Here is an 18,522-nt window from a genome sequence, read left to right as displayed (position 1 = left end):
GGCGTACCCCTTACTTAGCAGCTTTTTTACGAGGCGCTGGTGCTTGCGGCTTGAGTTCTTCCTGGCGACCACCAATCACTTCGCCCTTGAAGATCCAAACCTTGACACCGATCACACCGTAGGTGGTGTGAGCTTCGTAGGTGGCATAGTCGATATCGGCACGCAGGGTGTGCAGTGGCACACGACCTTCGCGATACCATTCAGTACGTGCGATCTCGGCACCGCCGAGACGACCGCTCACCTGGATCTTGATGCCCTTGGCACCAATACGCATGGCGTTCTGCACGGCGCGCTTCATGGCGCGACGGAACATTACGCGGCGCTCCAGCTGCTGAGCTACGCTTTGCGCAACCAGCATGGCGTCGAGTTCCGGCTTGCGGATCTCTTCGATGTTGATGTGCACAGGCACACCCATCTGCTTGGTCAGGTCCTGACGCAGCTTCTCGACATCCTCACCCTTCTTGCCGATAACGATACCGGGACGAGCGGTGTGGATGGTGATGCGTGCAGTTTGAGCCGGACGATGAATATCGATGCGGCTTACGGACGCGCTTTTTAGTTTGTCTTGGAGGTACTCACGCGTTTTCAGATCCTTCAACAGGTAATCTGCGTAAGTAGCGCCGTCTGCATACCAGACGGAGGTGTGCTCCTTGACGATTCCCAGGCGAATGCCAGTGGGATGTACTTTCTGACCCATCTGATCGACTCCGTTACTTGTCCGCAACCTTGACAGTGATATGGCAAGACCGCTTGACGATGCGATCAGCGCGGCCTTTGGCACGCGGCATGATGCGCTTCAGCGAACGCCCTTCGTTGACGAAGACGGTGGAGACCTTCAGGTCATCAACGTCCGCGCCTTCGTTGTGTTCGGCGTTGGCTACGGCCGACTCGAGGACTTTCTTCATGATTTCAGCGGCTTTCTTGCTGCTGAAGGCCAACAGGTTGAGCGCGTCGCCCACCTTCTTCCCGCGGATCTGGTCGGCGACCAAGCGGGCTTTCTGGGCGGAGATGCGAGCGCCCGACAACTTAGCGGCTACTTCCATTTCCCTACCCCTTAACGCTTGGCTTTCTTGTCGGCCACGTGCCCGCGATAGGTGCGGGTGGCGGCGAACTCGCCCAGTTTATGGCCGACCATGTCTTCGTTCACGAGAACCGGGACGTGCTGGCGACCGTTGTGTACGGCGATGGTCAGACCGACCATCTGTGGCAGGATCATGGAACGGCGCGACCAGGTCTTGACTGGCTTGCGATCGTTCTTTTCCACCGCCACTTCGATCTTCTTCAGTAGGTGAAGATCAATAAAAGGACCTTTTTTCAGAGAACGTGGCACTGTCGTATCCCTCTATTTACTTGCGACGACGGACGATCATGTTGTCGGTACGCTTATTACCACGAGTCTTCGCACCCTTGGTCGGGAAGCCCCATGGCGATACCGGATGACGACCACCGGAGGTACGACCTTCACCACCACCGTGCGGGTGGTCAACCGGGTTCATGGCAACACCACGAACGGTTGGGCGAACGCCACGCCAGCGTTTTGCACCAGCTTTACCCAGCGAACGCAGGCTGTGCTCGGAGTTCGAGACTTCGCCCAGGGTCGCACGGCACTCGGCCAGCACTTTACGCATCTCACCAGAGCGCAGACGCAGGGTCACGTAGACGCCTTCGCGAGCGATCAGCTGAGCCGAAGCACCAGCGGAACGAGCGATCTGTGCACCCTTGCCCGGCTTCAGCTCGATGCCGTGAACGGTGCTACCAACTGGAATGTTGCGCAGCTGCAGGGAGTTGCCGGCCTTGATCGGAGCCAGGGCACCTGCGATCAGCTGGTCGCCAGCGCTCACGCCCTTGGGCGCGATGATGTAGCGACGCTCGCCGTCTGCGTAGCAAAGCAGGGCAATGTGAGCAGTACGGTTCGGGTCGTATTCGATGCGCTCGACGGTGGCCGGAATGCCATCCTTGTCGTTGCGACGGAAATCGACCAAACGATAGTTCTGCTTGTGGCCGCCACCAACGTGACGAGTGGTGATGCGACCATTGTTGTTACGACCACCAGACTTCGATTTCTTCTCGATCAGCGGTGCGTGAGGAGCGCCTTTGTGCAGCCCCTGGTTGACCACCTTGACCACGAAACGGCGGCCAGGGGAAGTCGGTTTGCATTTAACGATTGCCATGATGCACCCCTTCCTTACTCAGCACTGCTGCTGAAATCGAGATCTTGGCCTGGCTGAAGCGAGACGATCGCCTTCTTCCAGTCATTGCGCTTGCCCAGACCACGTGCGGTACGCTTGGTTTTACCCAGGACGTTTACGGTCGACACGTTTTCAACTTTCACGTTGAACAGGCCTTCGACAGCTTTCTTGATTTCCAGCTTGGTTGCATCGGTAGCAACCTTGAATACGAACTGGCCTTTCTTCTCAGCCAGAACGGTAGCCTTCTCGGAAACGTGCGGGCCAAGGAGGACTTTGAATACGCGTTCCTGGTTCATCCCAGCAGCTCCTCGAATTTCTTCACGGCCGAGACAGTGATCAACACTTTCTCGTATGCGATCAGACTGACCGGATCGGAACCTTGCACGTCACGTACGTCGACGTGCGGCAGGTTGCGAGCAGCCAGGTACAGGTTCTGATCGACAGCGTCGGAAACGATCAGTACATCGTTCAGACCCATGCCGTTCAGCTTGTTCAGCAGATCCTTGGTTTTCGGTGCTTCGACGGCGAAGTCCTGAACCACGACCAGACGATCGCTACGCACCAGCTCGGAGAGGATGGAGCGCAGGGCTGCGCGATACATCTTCTTGTTGAGCTTCTGCGAGTGATCTTGAGGACGAGCTGCGAAGGTGACACCACCGCCACGCCAGATCGGACCACGAGTGGTACCGGCACGAGCTCGGCCAGTACCCTTCTGACGCCATGGGCGCTTGCCGCCACCGGCCACGTCGGAACGGGTCTTTTGCTGCTTGGTGCCCTGACGGCCGCCGGCCATGTAGGCCACGACTGCTTGGTGAACCAGCGTCTCGTTGAATTCGCCACCGAAAGTCAGTTCGGAAACTTCAATCGCCTGAGCGTCATTTACATTGAGTTGCATGTCAGTTTCCCCTTAACCGCGAGCCTTGACAGCCGGACGTACAACCACGTCGCCGCCAGTAGCGCCAGGAACGGCACCCTTGACCAGCAGCAGGTTGCGCTCAGCGTCTACGCGTACTACTTCCAGGGACTGAACAGTCACGCGCTCGGCGCCCATGTGACCGGACATCTTCTTGCCCTTGAACACACGACCAGGAGTCTGGCACTGGCCGATGGAACCTGGGACACGGTGCGACACGGAGTTACCGTGGGTGTTGTCCTGGCCACGGAAGTTCCAGCGCTTGATGGTACCGGCGAAGCCTTTACCTTTGGACTGACCAGTAACGTCTACCAGCTGGCCTGCAGTGAAGAGTTCAGCTTTGATCAGATCGCCAGCCTGGAAATCGCCTTCTTCAAGACGGAACTCCCAGACACCGCGACCAGCGGCAACGTTAGCCTTGGCGAAGTGACCTGCCTGAGCGGCAGTCACGCGCGAAGCACGACGCTCGCCGACAGTGACTTGCACTGCACGGTAGCCATCGGTTTCTTCAGTTTTGAACTGGGTGACGCGATTCGGCTCGATCTCGATGACCGTGACCGGAACGGAGACACCTTCTTCGGTGAAAATGCGGGTCATACCGCACTTGCGACCGATTACACCAATAGTCATGTTATAAACCTCATGAGTGTACGGGGCTTTCACCCGCTATGGCCGCCCATTTCAGAGCGTTACACGACTAGACCGAAGTCTTAGCCGAGGCTGATCTGTACTTCCACGCCGGCCGCGAGGTCGAGCTTCATCAGCGCGTCAACGGTTTTGTCCGTTGGCTGGACGATGTCCAGAACACGCTTGTGAGTGCGGATCTCGTACTGGTCACGCGCGTCCTTGTTGACGTGCGGGGAAACCAGAACGGTAAAGCGCTCTTTGCGGGTAGGCAGTGGAATAGGACCACGCACTTGTGCCCCAGTACGTTTCGCGGTTTCCACGATTTCCTGGGTGGATTGGTCGATCAGGCGATGGTCGAAAGCCTTCAACCTGATACGGATTTGCTGATTTTGCATTGGATTTCAGACTCCAGGCTGTTCCCATCGGGCGCACTACGCCCGTTAAAAGGAGGCGTGATTCTATAGACGGCCCTATTGGGTGTCAACCCAATAAAAAAAGCCCCCGCTGAGCGGGGGCCTTTTCAATCAAGCGAGAAATTACTCGATGATTTTGGCTACGACGCCGGCGCCGACGGTACGACCGCCTTCACGGATGGCGAAGCGCAGACCGTCTTCCATGGCGATGGTCTTGATCAGGGTGACTTCCATCTGGATGTTGTCACCTGGCATTACCATTTCCACGCCTTCCGGCAGTTCGCACGAACCGGTCACGTCAGTGGTACGGAAGTAGAACTGAGGACGGTAGCCCTTGAAGAACGGAGTGTGACGGCCGCCTTCTTCCTTGGACAGTACGTAGACTTCCGCGGTGAACTTGGTGTGCGGCTTGACCGAGCCCGGCTTGGCCAGAACCTGACCACGCTCGACGTCGTCACGCTTGGTGCCACGCAGCAGCACGCCGCAGTTCTCGCCAGCACGACCTTCGTCCAGCAGCTTGCGGAACATCTCGACACCGGTGCAGGTAGTCTTGGTGGTCGGACGCAGGCCGACGATCTCGACTTCTTCCTGGATACGGACGATGCCACGCTCGACACGACCGGTTACCACGGTACCGCGACCGGAGATCGAGAACACGTCTTCGATCGGCATCAGGAACGGCTTGTCGATCGCGCGCTCTGGCTCGGGGATGTAGCTGTCCAGGGTCTCGACCAGCTTCTTGACGGCAGTGGTGCCCATCTCGTTGTCGTCCTGGCCGTTCAGGGCCATCAGAGCCGAACCAACGATGATCGGGGTGTCGTCGCCTGGGAAGTCGTAAGTCGACAGCAGGTCGCGAACTTCCATCTCGACCAGTTCCAGCAGCTCGGCGTCGTCAACCATGTCAGCCTTGTTCAGGAAGACAACGATGTACGGAACGCCAACCTGACGGGACAGCAGGATGTGCTCGCGAGTCTGAGGCATCGGACCATCGGCGGCCGAGCAGACCAGGATCGCGCCGTCCATCTGGGCAGCACCGGTGATCATGTTCTTGACGTAGTCGGCGTGGCCTGGGCAGTCAACGTGCGCGTAGTGACGAATGTCGGAATCGTACTCTACGTGCGCGGTGTTGATGGTGATACCACGAGCCTTCTCTTCCGGAGCGGAGTCGATCTTGTCGAAGTCGACCTTGGCCGAACCGAAGACTTCGGAGCAGACGCGAGTCAGAGCTGCGGTCAGAGTGGTTTTACCGTGGTCAACGTGACCGATGGTGCCGACGTTGACGTGCGGTTTGTTACGTTCGAATTTTTCTTTAGCCACGACAGTGAACCTCTTGCCTAAAGGGCTGGATTAGCCTTGTTTTTTAACGAGTGCTTCGACGATGTTCGACGGAGCTTCGGAGTATTTGGAGAATTCCATGGAGTAGCTCGCGCGACCCTGGGACATGGAACGAACGTCGGTTGCGTAACCGAACATTTCTCCGAGCGGAACTTCTGCACGGATAACCTTGCCGGAAACCGAGTCATCCATACCCTGGATCAGACCACGACGACGGTTCAGGTCACCCATCACATCGCCCATGTAGTCCTCAGGGGTCACTACCTCTACCTTCATGATCGGCTCAAGCACGACACCACCGCCCTTCTGGGCCAGCTGCTTGGTCGCCATGGAGGCAGCGATCTTGAACGCCATCTCGTTGGAGTCGACGTCGTGGTACGAACCATCGAACACGGTAGCCTTCAGACCGATCAGCGGATAGCCGGCAACGACGCCGTTCTTCATCTGCTCTTCGATGCCCTTCTGGATCGCCGGGATGTATTCCTTCGGAACCACACCACCCACGACTTCGTTGGTGAAGACCAGCCCTTCGGTGATGTTGCCCTTTTCGTCCTGATCCGGCTCGGAGAAGCGGATCCAGCAGTGACCGAACTGACCACGGCCGCCCGACTGACGAACGAACTTGCCTTCGATCTCGACGTTGGACTTGGTGATCTTCTCGCGGTACGAAACCTGCGGCTTGCCGATGTTGGCCTCGACGTTGAACTCGCGCTTCATGCGGTCAACGATGATGTCCAGGTGCAGCTCGCCCATGCCCGAGATGATAGTCTGGCCAGTCTCTTCGTCGGTCTTGACGCGGAACGACGGGTCTTCCTGGGCCAGCTTGCCCAGGGCGATGCCCATCTTTTCCTGGTCCTGCTTGGTCTTCGGCTCGACGGACAGGGAGATGACCGGCTCGGGGAAGTCCATGCGCTCGAGGATGATTGGCTTGTCGCCGTCGCACAGGGTTTCGCCGGTGGTGACGTCCTTCATGCCGATCAGGGCTGCGATGTCGCCAGCGCGAACTTCCTTGATCTCTTCACGCTGGTTGGCGTGCATCTGCACCATACGACCAACGCGCTCTTTCTTGCCCTTCACCGAGTTGATGACCGAGTCACCGGAGCTCAGCACGCCCGAGTAGACGCGAACGAAGGTCAGGGTACCGACGAACGGGTCGGTAGCGATCTTGAACGCCAGAGCCGAGAACGGCTCGTTGTCGTCGGCGTGACGCTCGTCGTGACGAACAGCCGGATCGTCCTTGGCCAGGTCCTTGTCGTCCGGGTTGATGCCCTGGATCGCAGGGATCTCGGTCGGAGCCGGCAGGAAGTCGATGACGGCATCGAGAACCAGGGGAACGCCCTTGTTCTTGAACGAGGAGCCGCAGACGGCAGGCACGATCTCGCTCGCCAGGGTACGGGCGCGCAGACCAGCCTTGATGTCTTCGACGGACAGGTCACCTTCTTCGAGGTACTTGTTCATCAGCTCTTCGTTGGCTTCGGCAGCGGCCTCGACCATGTTGCTGCGCCATTCGTTGGCTTGGTCGACGAGCTCGGCAGGAATCTCTTCCTCGCGATAGCTGGTGCCCTTGTCGTCTTCGTTCCAGTAGATGGCTTTCATCTTGATCAGGTCGACCTGACCCTGGAAGTTGTCCTCGGCACCGATGGCCAGCTGGATCGGAACCGGGGTGTGACCCAGGCGGTTCTTGATCTGGCCGACGACGCGCAGGAAGTTGGCACCGGCGCGGTCCATCTTGTTCACGTAGACGATACGCGGAACGCCGTACTTGTTGGCCTGACGCCATACGGTCTCGGACTGCGGCTCGACGCCGGAGGTACCGCAGAACACGACGACCGCGCCGTCGAGTACGCGCAGCGAACGTTCCACTTCGATGGTGAAGTCAACGTGGCCGGGAGTATCGATGACGTTTACGCGGTAGTTGTCGTACTGACCACGGGAGCCTTTCCAGAAGGTGGTAACGGCAGCGGAGGTAATGGTGATACCGCGCTCCTGCTCCTGCACCATCCAGTCGGTGGTCGCGGCGCCATCATGCACCTCGCCCATCTTGTGGCTCAGACCTGTGTAGAACAGGATCCGCTCGGTAGTGGTAGTCTTGCCCGCGTCAACGTGAGCACAGATACCGATATTACGGTAGCGGTTGATTGCTGTAGTACGAGCCATAAAGCCCTCGCAAAAAGATTGTTGCCTGATTTAGAAGCGGTAGTGCGAGAAGGCCTTGTTGGCTTCGGCCATACGGTGCACGTCTTCACGCTTCTTGACTGCAGCACCCTTGCCTTCAGCAGCATCCAGCAGCTCGCCAGCCAGGCGCAGCGCCATGGACTTCTCGCCGCGCTTGCGGGCGTAGTCTACGAGCCAGCGCATTGCCAGCGCATTACGACGGGACGGACGAACTTCGACCGGAACCTGGTAGGTAGCACCGCCTACACGGCGGGACTTGACTTCGACCAGCGGAGCGATGGCGTCGAGAGCTTTCTCGAAGATTTCCAGGGGGTCGCTGTTCTTGCGTGCTTTGACGGTATCCAGTGCGCCGTAGACGATGCGCTCTGCCACGGCCTTCTTGCCGCTTTCCATCACGTGGTTCATGAACTTGGCGAGAATCTGGGATCCGTACTTAGGATCGTCCAGGATCTCACGCTTTGCTGCTACACGACGTCTTGGCATGATAAGCCCTCAAACGGTCTTCAGGTTAGCCCGGGACCAGGTCTCTCGACCGCTGCCCGACCTTACTCTTATCGACTCAAATAAATGGATGTCTGCAAACGGCCGATTACTTCGGACGCTTGGTACCGTACTTGGAACGGCCCTGGTTACGGCCCTTGACGCCGGAGGTATCCAGAGAACCGCGAACGGTGTGGTAACGAACACCTGGCAAGTCCTTTACACGACCGCCACGGATCAGGACGACGCTGTGCTCTTGCAGGTTGTGGCCTTCACCACCGATGTACGAGGAAACCTCGAAACCGTTGGTCAGACGCACACGGCACACCTTACGCAGTGCCGAGTTAGGTTTCTTCGGCGTGGTGGTGTACACGCGGGTGCACACGCCACGACGCTGCGGGCAGTTCTGCAGCGCAGGAACGTCGGATTTCTCGACGATACGCTTGCGCGGCTGACGTACCAGCTGGTTGATAGTTGCCATCTACTAGCTCCACTGTTTGTCTTGCGACGCTATTGTCTTGCAAGAAAAGCCAAAAAATGGCGAGACAGAGCCTCACCAAATTTAAGGGTACAAAAGTCTAAAGAGGATCTTGCACCCAGTCAAGACGAGGCCCCGGCCCTCACTGCCCGGTCATCGACAACATTTCATGTCGCCAATGGCCACGCAGCTGCGCCGGGGCCTGCCCTGTTCCTTAGTTGCCGCTGGAGTTCAGCGCTTCGGTCAGTGCAGCTTCGACCTCGCTCGCGCTCACGCGCAGCGGCTTGTCGGCATCACGGCGACGCTTGCGCTCGCTGTGGTAGGCCAGACCGGTACCCGCCGGGATCAGACGACCGACGACCACGTTCTCCTTCAGGCCACGCAGGTAGTCGCGCTTGCCGGTCACGGCTGCCTCGGTCAGGACACGGGTGGTTTCCTGGAACGAGGCCGCGGAGATGAACGACTCGGTCGACAGCGAGGCCTTGGTGATACCCAGCAGCACACGCGAGAACTTCGAGACGAACTTGTCTTCGGCGGCCAGACGCTCGTTTTCTACCAGCACCTGGGTCAACTCCATCTGGTCGCCCTTGATGAAGCTCGAATCGCCCGCTTCGGTGATCTCGACCTTGCGCAGCATCTGACGCAGGATGGTCTCGATGTGCTTGTCGTTGATCTTCACGCCTTGCAGACGATAGACGTCCTGGATCTCGTTGACGATGTACTTGGCCAGCGCGCTGACGCCCAGCAGGCGCAGGATATCGTGCGGATCGCTCGGACCGTCCGAGATCACTTCGCCGCGGTTGACCTGCTCGCCTTCGAAGACGTTCAGGTGACGCCACTTCGGAATCAGCTCCTCGTACGGCTCGCTACCATCGTTCGGCGTGATCACCAGACGGCGCTTGCCCTTGGTTTCCTTGCCGAAGGCGATGGTACCGCTGACTTCCGCCAGGATCGAAGCTTCCTTCGGACGACGGGCTTCGAACAGGTCGGCAACCCGAGGCAGACCACCGGTGATGTCACGGGTCTTCGAAGTTTCCTGCGGAATACGCGCGATGACGTCACCGACACCGATCTGCGCACCATCAGCCACACCCACCAGGGCGTTCGCCGGCAGGAAGTACTGTGCAGGCACGTCGGTACCCGGCAGCATCAGATCCTTGCCATTGGCGTCGACCATCTTGATCGCCGGACGGATTTCCTTGCCCGCGGCAGGACGATCCTTGACGTCCATCACTTCGATGTTGGTCAGCCCGGTCAATTCGTCGGTCTGACGCTTGATGGTGATGTTTTCCTCCATGCCCACGAAGGTCACGGTACCCTTGAGCTCGGTGACGATCGGGTGAGTGTGCGGGTCCCACTTGGCGACGATTGCGCCGGCATCGACCTTATCACCTTCCTTGACCGAGATCACCGCACCATACGGCAGCTTGTAGCGCTCGCGCTCGCGACCGAACTCGTCGGCAATCGCCAGCTCGCCGGAACGCGATACCGCGACCAGATTGCCATCGGCACGCTCGACCTGCTTCAGGTTGTGCAGGCGAACCATGCCGCCGTTCTTCACCTGGACGCTGTCGGCTGCCGAGGTCCGGCTAGCCGCGCCACCGATGTGGAACGTACGCATGGTCAACTGGGTACCAGGCTCACCGATCGACTGGGCGGCGATGACACCGACTGCCTCACCGATGTTGACCTGATGACCACGGGCCAGATCGCGGCCGTAGCACTTGGCGCAGATGCCGTAGCGGGTTTCGCAGCTGATCGGCGAACGCACGACGACTTCGTCGATGCTGTTGAGCTCGATGAATTCGACCCACTTCTCGTCGACCAGGGTACCGGCCGGAACGGCCACCTCGTCGGTGCCCGGCTTGAACACGTCGCGGGCGACCACACGGCCCAGCACGCGCTCGCCGAGCGGCTCGACCACGTCACCGCCTTCGATGTGCGGGGTCATCAGCAGACCCTGGTCGGTACCGCAGTCGATCTCGGTCACAACCAGGTCCTGGGCGACGTCGACCAGACGACGCGTCAGGTAACCGGAGTTCGCGGTTTTCAACGCGGTATCCGCCAGACCCTTACGAGCACCGTGGGTCGAGATGAAGTACTGCAGTACGCTCAAGCCTTCACGGAAGTTCGCGGTGATCGGCGTCTCGATGATCGAGCCGTCCGGCTTGGCCATCAGGCCACGCATACCGGCCAGCTGACGAATCTGCGCAGCGGAACCTCGCGCGCCCGAGTCCGCCATCATGTACATGGAGTTGAAGGACTCCTGGTCGACCTCGTTGCCCTCGCGATCGATGACCTTCTCTTTCGAGAGGTTTGCCATCATCGCCTTGGACACTTCGTCGTTGGCCTTGGACCAGAGGTCGATCACCTTGTTGTACTTCTCGCCCTGGGTTACCAGGCCCGAAGCATACTGGCTCTCGATTTCCTTCACTTCCTCGGTAGCGGTACCGATAATGCGGGCCTTCTCTTCCGGAATGACGAAGTCGTTCACGCCGATGGAGACACCGGAAATGGTGGAATAGGCGAAGCCGGTGTACATCAGCTGGTCGGCGAAGATGACGGTTTCCTTCAGACCCACCACGCGATAGCACTGGTTGATCAGCTTGGAGATGGCCTTCTTCTTCATCGGCTGGTTGACGACGTCGAACGGCAGACCTGCCGGCACGACCTGGAACAGCAGCGCACGACCGACAGTGGTGTCGACGATGCGAGTGTTCTCGGTGATGCCGCCGTCACGATCCTTCACGGTCTCGCTGATACGAACCTTGATCTTGGCGTGCAGCGCAGCCTCGCCCGCGCGGAACACGCGGTCGACTTCCTGCAGGTCGGCGAACACGCGACCTTCACCCTTGGCATTGATGGCTTCGCGGGTCATGTAGTACAGACCCAGTACCACGTCCTGCGACGGCACGATGATCGGCTCACCGTTGGCTGGCGACAGGATGTTGTTGGTCGACATCATCAGCGCACGCGCTTCGAGCTGGGCTTCGAGGGTCAGCGGCACGTGAACGGCCATCTGGTCACCGTCGAAGTCGGCGTTGTACGCGGCACAGACCAGCGGGTGCAGCTGGATCGCCTTGCCTTCGATCAGCACGGGCTCGAACGCCTGGATGCCCAGACGGTGCAGGGTCGGGGCGCGGTTGAGCAGCACGGGGTGTTCGCGGATCACCTCGGCGAGAACGTCCCAGACCTCCGGCAGCTCGCGCTCGACCATCTTCTTGGCGGCCTTGATGGTGGTCGCCAGACCACGCATTTCCAGCTTGCCGAAAATGAACGGCTTGAACAGTTCCAGAGCCATCTTCTTCGGCAGACCGCACTGGTGCAGGCGCAGGGTCGGGCCCACGGTGATCACCGAACGACCGGAGTAGTCCACACGCTTGCCGAGCAGGTTCTGACGGAAGCGACCCTGCTTGCCCTTGATCATGTCGGCCAGCGATTTCAGCGGGCGCTTGTTCGAGCCGGTGATGGCGCGACCGCGACGGCCGTTGTCCAGCAGGGCATCGACCGCTTCCTGCAGCATGCGCTTTTCGTTGCGCACGATGATGTCCGGCGCCGACAGATCGAGCAGGCGCTTGAGACGGTTGTTACGGTTGATCACCCGACGATACAGGTCGTTCAGGTCGGAGGTCGCGAAGCGGCCACCGTCCAGCGGGACGAGCGGACGCAGGTCTGGCGGCAGAACCGGCAGAACGGTCAGGACCATCCACTCCGGCAGGTTGCCGGAGCCCTGGAAGGCTTCCATCAGCTTCAGGCGCTTGGACAGCTTCTTGATCTTGGTTTCCGAATTGGTCTGCGGAATCTCTTCGCGCAGGCGACCGATCTCGTGCTCCAGGTCAATGGCGTGCAGCAGTTCGCGAACGGCCTCGGCACCCATGCGGGCGTCGAAGTCGTCACCGAACTCTTCGAGCGCTTCGAAGTATTGCTCATCGTTGAGCAGCTGACCTTTCTCGAGCGTGGTCATGCCCGGATCGATCACGACGTAGCTCTCGAAATAGAGCACACGCTCGATGTCGCGCAGGGTCATGTCCATCAGCAGGCCGATACGGGACGGCAGCGACTTCAGGAACCAGATATGGGCGACTGGCGAAGCCAGTTCGATGTGCGCCATGCGCTCACGACGAACTTTCGCCAGGGCGACTTCGACGCCGCACTTCTCGCAGATCACGCCACGGTGCTTGAGGCGCTTGTACTTGCCGCACAGGCACTCGTAGTCCTTGACTGGACCAAAGATCTTGGCGCAGAACAGGCCGTCGCGCTCGGGCTTGAACGTACGGTAGTTGATGGTTTCCGGTTTCTTGACTTCACCGAACGACCACGAACGGATCATTTCAGGCGACGCCAGACCGATGCGGATGGCGTCGAACTCTTCGACTTGACCCTGGTTTTTCAGCAGATTCAGTAGGTCTTTCAAGGCCTTTCCTCCTGGCGGAGCAGGAAGCGGGCAGTACCTGCCCCGCTCCCCTTCGCGTCACGTGTTATTCGGTTTCCAGATCGATATCGATACCGAGCGAACGGATCTCTTTGATCAACACGTTGAAGGACTCGGGCATGCCCGGCTCCATACGGTGATCGCCATCCACGATGTTCTTGTACATCTTGGTACGGCCGTTCACGTCGTCCGACTTCACTGTGAGCATTTCTTGCAGGGTGTAAGCCGCGCCGTATGCTTCCAGCGCCCACACTTCCATCTCCCCGAAACGCTGACCACCGAACTGCGCCTTGCCACCCAGCGGCTGCTGGGTGACCAGGCTGTAGGAACCAGTGGAACGCGCGTGCATCTTGTCGTCCACCAAGTGGTTCAGCTTGAGCATGTACATGTAACCAACGGTCACAGGACGCTCGAACTTGTTGCCGGTACGGCCATCGAACAGCTCCATCTGGCCGCTCTCGGGCATGTCGGCCAGCTTGAGCATGGCCTTGATCTCGCGCTCCTTGGCACCGTCGAAGACCGGAGTGGCCATCGGCACGCCTTTCTTCAGGTTGTGCGCCAGGGCGAGGATCTCCGCGTCGGAGAACTCGTCCAGGTTTTCCTGGCGTCCGCCGATCTCGTTGTAGATCTCGGTCAGGAAGGCACGCAGTTCGGCTGCCTTGCGCTGCTCCTCGATCATGCGGTCGATCTTCTCGCCCAGACCCTTGGCCGCGAGGCCCAGGTGGGTTTCGAGAATCTGCCCGACGTTCATGCGCGAAGGTACGCCCAGCGGGTTGAGGACCACGTCGACCGGAGTACCGTTGGCATCGTGCGGCATGTCTTCGACCGGCATGATCACCGAGACCACACCCTTGTTACCGTGACGACCCGCCATCTTGTCACCCGGCTGGATGCGACGACGGATGGCCAGGTACACCTTGACGATCTTCAGTACGCCAGGTGCCAGGTCATCGCCCTGCTGCAGCTTGCGCTTCTTGTCTTCGAACTTGTCGTCCAGCAGACGACGGCGATCGACGATGTACTGCTGAGCCTTTTCCAGCTGCTCGTTGAGCGCATCTTCAGCCATGCGCAGCTTGAACCACTGGCCGTGCTCGAGGCCGTCCAGAACTTCATCGCTGATCACGGTGCCTTTCTTCAGGCCCGCGCCGCCGTCGACCACCTGGCCATTGAGGGCCACGCGCAGACGCTCGAAGGTCGCCCCTTCGACGATACGGAACTCTTCGTTGAGGTCCTTGCGGATCTCGTCGAGCTGCATCTTCTCGATGGACAGCGCACGGCTGTCGCGCTCCACTCCGTCACGGGTGAAGACCTGAACGTCGATGACGGTACCCTTGGTACCGGTCGGCACGCGCAGGGAAGTATCCTTCACGTCGCTGGCCTTCTCGCCGAAGATGGCGCGCAGCAGCTTCTCCTCCGGGGTCAGCTGGGTTTCGCCTTTCGGCGTGACCTTGCCGACCAGGATGTCGCCAGCGCCCACTTCGGCACCTACATAGACGATACCGGCTTCGTCCAGCTTGTTCAGCGCGGCCTCACCCACGTTCGGGATGTCCGCGGTGATTTCCTCTGGACCGAGCTTGGTGTCACGGGCCACGCAGGTCAGTTCCTGGATGTGGATCGTGGTGAAGCGATCTTCCTGGACCACGCGCTCGGACAGGCAGATGGAGTCTTCGAAGTTGAAGCCGTTCCACGCCATGAAAGCGATACGCATGTTCTGGCCCAGCGCCAGCTCACCCATGTCGGTGGATGGACCATCGGCCATGATGTCGCCGCGACGAACCACGTCACCCTTGCTGACCAGCGGGCGCTGGTTGATGCAGGTGTTCTGGTTGGAGCGGGTGTACTTGGTCAGGTTGTAGATATCCACACCTGCCTCGCCGGTCTCGACCTCGTCGTCCGCCACGCGGACCACGATACGGCTGGCATCGACCGAGTCGATCACGCCACCGCGACGAGCGACCACGCAGACGCCAGAGTCACGGGCGACGTTGCGCTCCATGCCGGTACCCACCAGCGGCTTGTCGGCACGCAGGGTCGGGACCGCCTGACGCTGCATGTTCGAGCCCATCAGTGCACGGTTGGCGTCGTCGTGCTCGAGGAACGGAATCAGCGAGGCAGCGACGGAAACGACCTGCTTCGGCGATACGTCCATCAGGGTCACGTCTTCTGGTGCCTTGACGGTGAATTCGTTCAGGTGGCGCACGGCTACCAGTTCGTCGACCAGCTGGTTCTGCTCGTTCATCGCGGCCGAAGCCTGGGCGATGACGTGGTCGGCTTCCTCGATCGCCGACAGGAACACGATCTCGTCGCTGACCACGCCTTCCTTCACCACACGGTACGGGCTTTCCAGGAAGCCGTACTGGTTGGTGCGGGCGTAGGCCGCCAACGAGTTGATCAGGCCGATGTTCGGACCTTCAGGCGTCTCGATCGGGCACACGCGGCCATAGTGGGTCGGGTGTACGTCACGGACTTCGAAACCGGCGCGCTCGCGGGTCAGGCCGCCTGGGCCGAGCGCCGAGACACGACGCTTGTGGGTGATCTCGGACAGCGGGTTGTTCTGGTCCATGAACTGGGAAAGCTGGCTGGAGCCGAAGAACTCCTTCACCGCCGCCGCCACCGGCTTGGCGTTGATCAGGTCCTGTGGCATCAGGCCTTCGCTCTCGGCCATCGACAGGCGTTCCTTGACGGCACGCTCGACACGCACGAGACCGACACGGAACTGGTTTTCCGCCATTTCGCCGACGCAACGCACGCGACGGTTGCCCAGGTGGTCGATGTCGTCGACGATGCCCTTGCCGTTACGGATGTCGACCAGGGTCTTGAGGACCTCGACGATGTCTTCCTTGCTCAGCACGCCCGAACCTTCGATCTCGGTACGACCGATACGACGGTTGAACTTCATGCGGCCGACCGCAGACAGGTCGTAGCGCTCGGCGCTGAAGAACAGGTTGTTGAACAGGGTCTCGGCGGCATCCTTGGTTGGCGGCTCGCCCGGACGCATCATGCGATAGATCTCGACCAGGGCTTCCAGCTGGTTGCTGGTGGTATCGATCTTCAGGGTATCGGAAATGAACGGGCCGCAGTCGATGTCGTTGGTGTACAGGGTCTCGATGCGGACGACCTGTGCCTTGGCGATCTTGATCAGCAGCTCGGTGGTCAGCTCGGTGTTGCACTCGGCCAGGATCTCGCCGGTCGCCGGGTGTACGATGGCCTTGGCGGTGGTCCGGCCCAGGACGTACTCCATGGGCACGTCCAGCTCGCGCACGCCAGCCTTCTCGATCTGGTTGATGTGACGAGCGGTGATGCGACGGCCTTGCTCGACGATGACCTTGCCGCTGTCGTCGAGGATGTCCATGACCGCGACTTCGCCACGCAGGCGCTGCGGTACCAACTCCAGGCTGAGCTTCTCGCCGGAGATGTGGAATACGTTGGTGGTGTAGAAGGCATCGAGGACTTCCTCGGTGCTGTAGCCCAGCGCACGCAGGAGCACCGAGGCCGGCAGCTTGCGGCGACGGTCGATACGCACGAACACGCAGTCCTTCGGGTCGAACTCGAAGTCCAGCCAGGAGCCGCGGTAGGGAATGATGCGAGCGGAGTACAGCAGCTTGCCGGAGCTGTGCGTCTTGCCACGATCGTGGTCGAAGAACACGCCTGGCGAACGGTGCAGCTGGGAAACGATCACACGCTCGGTACCGTTGATAACGAAGGTACCGTTTTCAGTCATCAGGGGGATTTCACCCATGTAGACTTCTTGCTCTTTGATGTCCTTGATCGCTTTGTTCGACGATTCCTTGTCGAAGATGATCAGCCGGACTTTTACCCGCAGCGGGACGGCGAAGGTCACGCCACGCAGGACGCATTCCTTCACGTCGAAGGCCGGCTCGCCCAGACGATAGCCAACGTACTCCAGGGCAGCATTGCCGGAGTAGCTGATGATCGGAAATACCGACTTGAAGGCCGCATGCAGACCGATGTCGCGGAATTGGTCCTTGGACGCTCCCGCCTGCAGGAATTCACGATAGGAATCCAGCTGGATGGCCAGGAGGTATGGCACATCCATGACGTCCGGCAACTTGCTAAAGTCCTTGCGGATACGTTTTTTCTCAGTGTATGAGTAAGCCATCAGCGTTCCCCAGCTTGGTCACCTGCTTATTTGGCTTCTCCCGGCGGGAGCAGCCAGAAAATCGTGCAAACCCCTTGGTTTGCGCCACCCTTGTGGTGGTTGGAGCTCGTCATCGGGGCCGACTGGATCGGCCAACCAATAACGGAAAAAGGCCGGTGGCAAAAGCCACCAGCCATCAGCCGTCTGCTCGACGCTCGGGCTGGAGACGCAAAGTCGATAGTTACTTGACTTCGACTTCAGCGCCTGCTTCTTCCAGCTTCTTCTTCGCGTCTTCAGCAGCTTCTTTCGAAACGCCTTCCAGCAGGGTCTGAGGAGCGCCGTCGACTTTCTCTTTGGCTTCCTTCAGGCCCAGGCCGGTCAGTTCGCGAACAGCCTTGATCACGTTGACCTTCTTGTCGCCAGCGGCTTTCAGGACAACGTTGAACTCGGTCTGCTCTTCGGCAGCGGCAGCAGCGCCAGCAGCTGGGCCAGCGGCAACGGCGGCGGCAGCGGTAACGCCGAAGGTTTCTTCCATCGCCTTGATCAGCTCGACGATTTCCATGACGGATTTCTGGCCGATCGCTTCGATGATTTGCTCGTTAGTCAGAGACATGACTATGAATTCCTGTATTGGGGTGACAGCCTACGCAGCCATCAAATTAAACATGTGATTTCGAAAGTGCTTACGCCGCCTCAGGCAGCAGCAGCTTCTTTCTGGTCGCGAATAGCTGCCAGGGTGCGAGCGAGCTTGCTGGTGGCGCCTTGGATAACGCTCATCAGCTGGGCGATGCCCTCTTCGCGAGTCGGCAGGCTTGCCAGTACGTCGATCTGGTTGGCTGCGAGGAACTTGCCCTCGAACGCAGCTGCCTTGATCTCGAACTTGTCCTGACCCTTGGCGAACTCCTTGAACAGACGGGCGGCGGCGCCCGGGTGCTGGTTAGAGAAGGCGATCAGGGTCGGGCCTTTGAAGGCGTCGTTGAGGACCGAGTAATCGGTGCCTTCAACGGCGCGCTTGAGCAGGGTGTTACGTACGACACGTACGTAAACGCCAGCTTCGCGGGCCTCTTTACGGAGTCCGGTCATTGCGCCTACAGTCACACCACGGGCATCGGCCACGACAGCGGACAGAGCGACTTTGGCAGCCTCGTTGACTTCAGCGACGATGGCCTTCTTGTCTTCGAGTTTAATTGCCACGGGTTTACTCCTGGTTTCTACCGTTTCATCTGGCCGAAGCCGGATGTCGTTTTGGTGTCTGATTCGGTAACGAATCGGGAGCACCATCTGCGTAGGCTGAAGGTTTAAGGCTTGCGCCGCCTACGGTCTTGGACAGCCCCCGCCAGGCAGGGACCCCAATCTCTTGCTACCGGCGCGAACACATCGC

16 protein-coding genes are annotated in these 18,522 nt (G+C 59.7%); all 16 read right to left on the bottom strand.

Annotation, left to right across the window (positions count from 1 at the left end):
• Positions 1 to 10: 10 nt before the first annotated feature.
• Positions 11 to 697 carry a 30S ribosomal protein S3 gene (gene rpsC, locus ACY8GK_RS18195; RefSeq protein ID WP_060392311.1) on the bottom strand — a complete coding sequence of 229 codons (687 nt, stop codon included), beginning with the start codon at positions 695 to 697 and terminating at the stop codon, positions 11 to 13.
• 13 nt (positions 698 to 710) lie between these two features.
• Positions 711 to 1,043, bottom strand: a complete 333-nt coding sequence (rplV, locus tag ACY8GK_RS18190; protein WP_003304070.1) for a 50S ribosomal protein L22 — start codon at positions 1,041 to 1,043, stop codon at positions 711 to 713.
• Positions 1,044 to 1,054: 11 nt separating this feature from the next.
• Positions 1,055 to 1,330, bottom strand: a complete 276-nt coding sequence (gene rpsS / locus ACY8GK_RS18185; RefSeq protein WP_090444963.1) for a 30S ribosomal protein S19 — start codon at positions 1,328 to 1,330, stop codon at positions 1,055 to 1,057.
• Between the two features lie 16 nt (positions 1,331 to 1,346).
• The gene (gene rplB, locus ACY8GK_RS18180) at positions 1,347 to 2,171 is read right to left on the bottom strand and encodes a 50S ribosomal protein L2 (RefSeq protein WP_196178307.1); all 825 of its coding nucleotides are present in this window, start codon (positions 2,169 to 2,171) and stop codon (positions 1,347 to 1,349) included.
• 14 nt (positions 2,172 to 2,185) lie between these two features.
• Complete coding sequence (gene rplW, locus ACY8GK_RS18175; RefSeq protein WP_003255484.1) at positions 2,186 to 2,485, bottom strand: 50S ribosomal protein L23; 300 nt, start codon at positions 2,483 to 2,485, stop codon at positions 2,186 to 2,188.
• Positions 2,482 to 3,084 carry a 50S ribosomal protein L4 gene (rplD, locus tag ACY8GK_RS18170; protein ID WP_009397517.1) on the bottom strand — a complete coding sequence of 201 codons (603 nt, stop codon included), beginning with the start codon at positions 3,082 to 3,084 and terminating at the stop codon, positions 2,482 to 2,484. Before rplD ends, rplW begins: the two co-directional genes overlap by 4 nt.
• Positions 3,085 to 3,096: 12 nt before the next feature.
• Positions 3,097 to 3,732 carry a 50S ribosomal protein L3 gene (gene rplC / locus ACY8GK_RS18165; RefSeq protein ID WP_196178309.1) on the bottom strand — a complete coding sequence of 212 codons (636 nt, stop codon included), beginning with the start codon at positions 3,730 to 3,732 and terminating at the stop codon, positions 3,097 to 3,099.
• A gap of 80 nt (positions 3,733 to 3,812) precedes the next feature.
• The gene (gene rpsJ, locus ACY8GK_RS18160; RefSeq protein WP_003186070.1) at positions 3,813 to 4,124 is read right to left on the bottom strand and encodes a 30S ribosomal protein S10; all 312 of its coding nucleotides are present in this window, start codon (positions 4,122 to 4,124) and stop codon (positions 3,813 to 3,815) included.
• Positions 4,125 to 4,265: 141 nt separating this feature from the next.
• A complete protein-coding gene (tuf, locus tag ACY8GK_RS18155) occupies positions 4,266 to 5,459 on the bottom strand; it encodes an elongation factor Tu (protein ID WP_462401758.1) in 1,194 nt (397 codons plus the stop codon).
• Between the two features lie 30 nt (positions 5,460 to 5,489).
• On the bottom strand, positions 5,490 to 7,634 hold the full coding sequence (gene fusA, locus ACY8GK_RS18150) for an elongation factor G (RefSeq protein WP_196178313.1): 2,145 nt from the start codon (positions 7,632 to 7,634) through the stop codon (positions 5,490 to 5,492).
• A gap of 30 nt (positions 7,635 to 7,664) precedes the next feature.
• A complete protein-coding gene (gene rpsG / locus ACY8GK_RS18145) occupies positions 7,665 to 8,135 on the bottom strand; it encodes a 30S ribosomal protein S7 (protein WP_003246741.1) in 471 nt (156 codons plus the stop codon).
• A gap of 106 nt (positions 8,136 to 8,241) precedes the next feature.
• On the bottom strand, positions 8,242 to 8,613 hold the full coding sequence (gene rpsL, locus ACY8GK_RS18140) for a 30S ribosomal protein S12 (RefSeq protein ID WP_003186084.1): 372 nt from the start codon (positions 8,611 to 8,613) through the stop codon (positions 8,242 to 8,244).
• Between the two features lie 211 nt (positions 8,614 to 8,824).
• Positions 8,825 to 13,024 carry a DNA-directed RNA polymerase subunit beta' gene (rpoC, locus tag ACY8GK_RS18135; protein WP_196178315.1) on the bottom strand — a complete coding sequence of 1,400 codons (4,200 nt, stop codon included), beginning with the start codon at positions 13,022 to 13,024 and terminating at the stop codon, positions 8,825 to 8,827.
• 64 nt (positions 13,025 to 13,088) lie between these two features.
• Entirely contained in the window at positions 13,089 to 17,162 is a 4,074-nt protein-coding gene (gene rpoB / locus ACY8GK_RS18130; protein WP_196178317.1) for a DNA-directed RNA polymerase subunit beta, read from the bottom strand.
• A gap of 220 nt (positions 17,163 to 17,382) precedes the next feature.
• Positions 17,383 to 17,754, bottom strand: a complete 372-nt coding sequence (gene rplL, locus ACY8GK_RS18125; RefSeq protein WP_196178319.1) for a 50S ribosomal protein L7/L12 — start codon at positions 17,752 to 17,754, stop codon at positions 17,383 to 17,385.
• A gap of 80 nt (positions 17,755 to 17,834) precedes the next feature.
• On the bottom strand, positions 17,835 to 18,335 hold the full coding sequence (gene rplJ / locus ACY8GK_RS18120; RefSeq protein ID WP_196178320.1) for a 50S ribosomal protein L10: 501 nt from the start codon (positions 18,333 to 18,335) through the stop codon (positions 17,835 to 17,837).
• Positions 18,336 to 18,522: the final 187 nt, after the last annotated feature.

It is taken from the genome of Pseudomonas sp. Marseille-QA0332, assembly GCF_054950175.1.
Note: the sequence above shows the minus strand (reverse complement) of the source record. Positions and strands in the feature narration are given on the sequence as shown.

Coding starts and splice junctions, on each gene's coding strand:
- rpsC (WP_060392311.1), bottom strand. CDS start 697: ATGGGTCAGAAAGTACATCCCACTGGCATTCGCCTGGGAATCGTCAAG.
- rplV (WP_003304070.1), bottom strand. CDS start 1,043: ATGGAAGTAGCCGCTAAGTTGTCGGGCGCTCGCATCTCCGCCCAGAAA.
- rplB (WP_196178307.1), bottom strand. CDS start 2,171: ATGGCAATCGTTAAATGCAAACCGACTTCCCCTGGCCGCCGTTTCGTG.
- rplW (WP_003255484.1), bottom strand. CDS start 2,485: ATGAACCAGGAACGCGTATTCAAAGTCCTCCTTGGCCCGCACGTTTCC.
- rplD (WP_009397517.1), bottom strand. CDS start 3,084: ATGCAACTCAATGTAAATGACGCTCAGGCGATTGAAGTTTCCGAACTG.
- rplC (WP_196178309.1), bottom strand. CDS start 3,732: ATGACTATTGGTGTAATCGGTCGCAAGTGCGGTATGACCCGCATTTTC.
- rpsJ (WP_003186070.1), bottom strand. CDS start 4,124: ATGCAAAATCAGCAAATCCGTATCAGGTTGAAGGCTTTCGACCATCGC.
- fusA (WP_196178313.1), bottom strand. CDS start 7,634: ATGGCTCGTACTACAGCAATCAACCGCTACCGTAATATCGGTATCTGT.
- rpsG (WP_003246741.1), bottom strand. CDS start 8,135: ATGCCAAGACGTCGTGTAGCAGCAAAGCGTGAGATCCTGGACGATCCT.
- rpsL (WP_003186084.1), bottom strand. CDS start 8,613: ATGGCAACTATCAACCAGCTGGTACGTCAGCCGCGCAAGCGTATCGTC.
- rpoB (WP_196178317.1), bottom strand. CDS start 17,162: ATGGCTTACTCATACACTGAGAAAAAACGTATCCGCAAGGACTTTAGC.
- rplL (WP_196178319.1), bottom strand. CDS start 17,754: ATGTCTCTGACTAACGAGCAAATCATCGAAGCGATCGGCCAGAAATCC.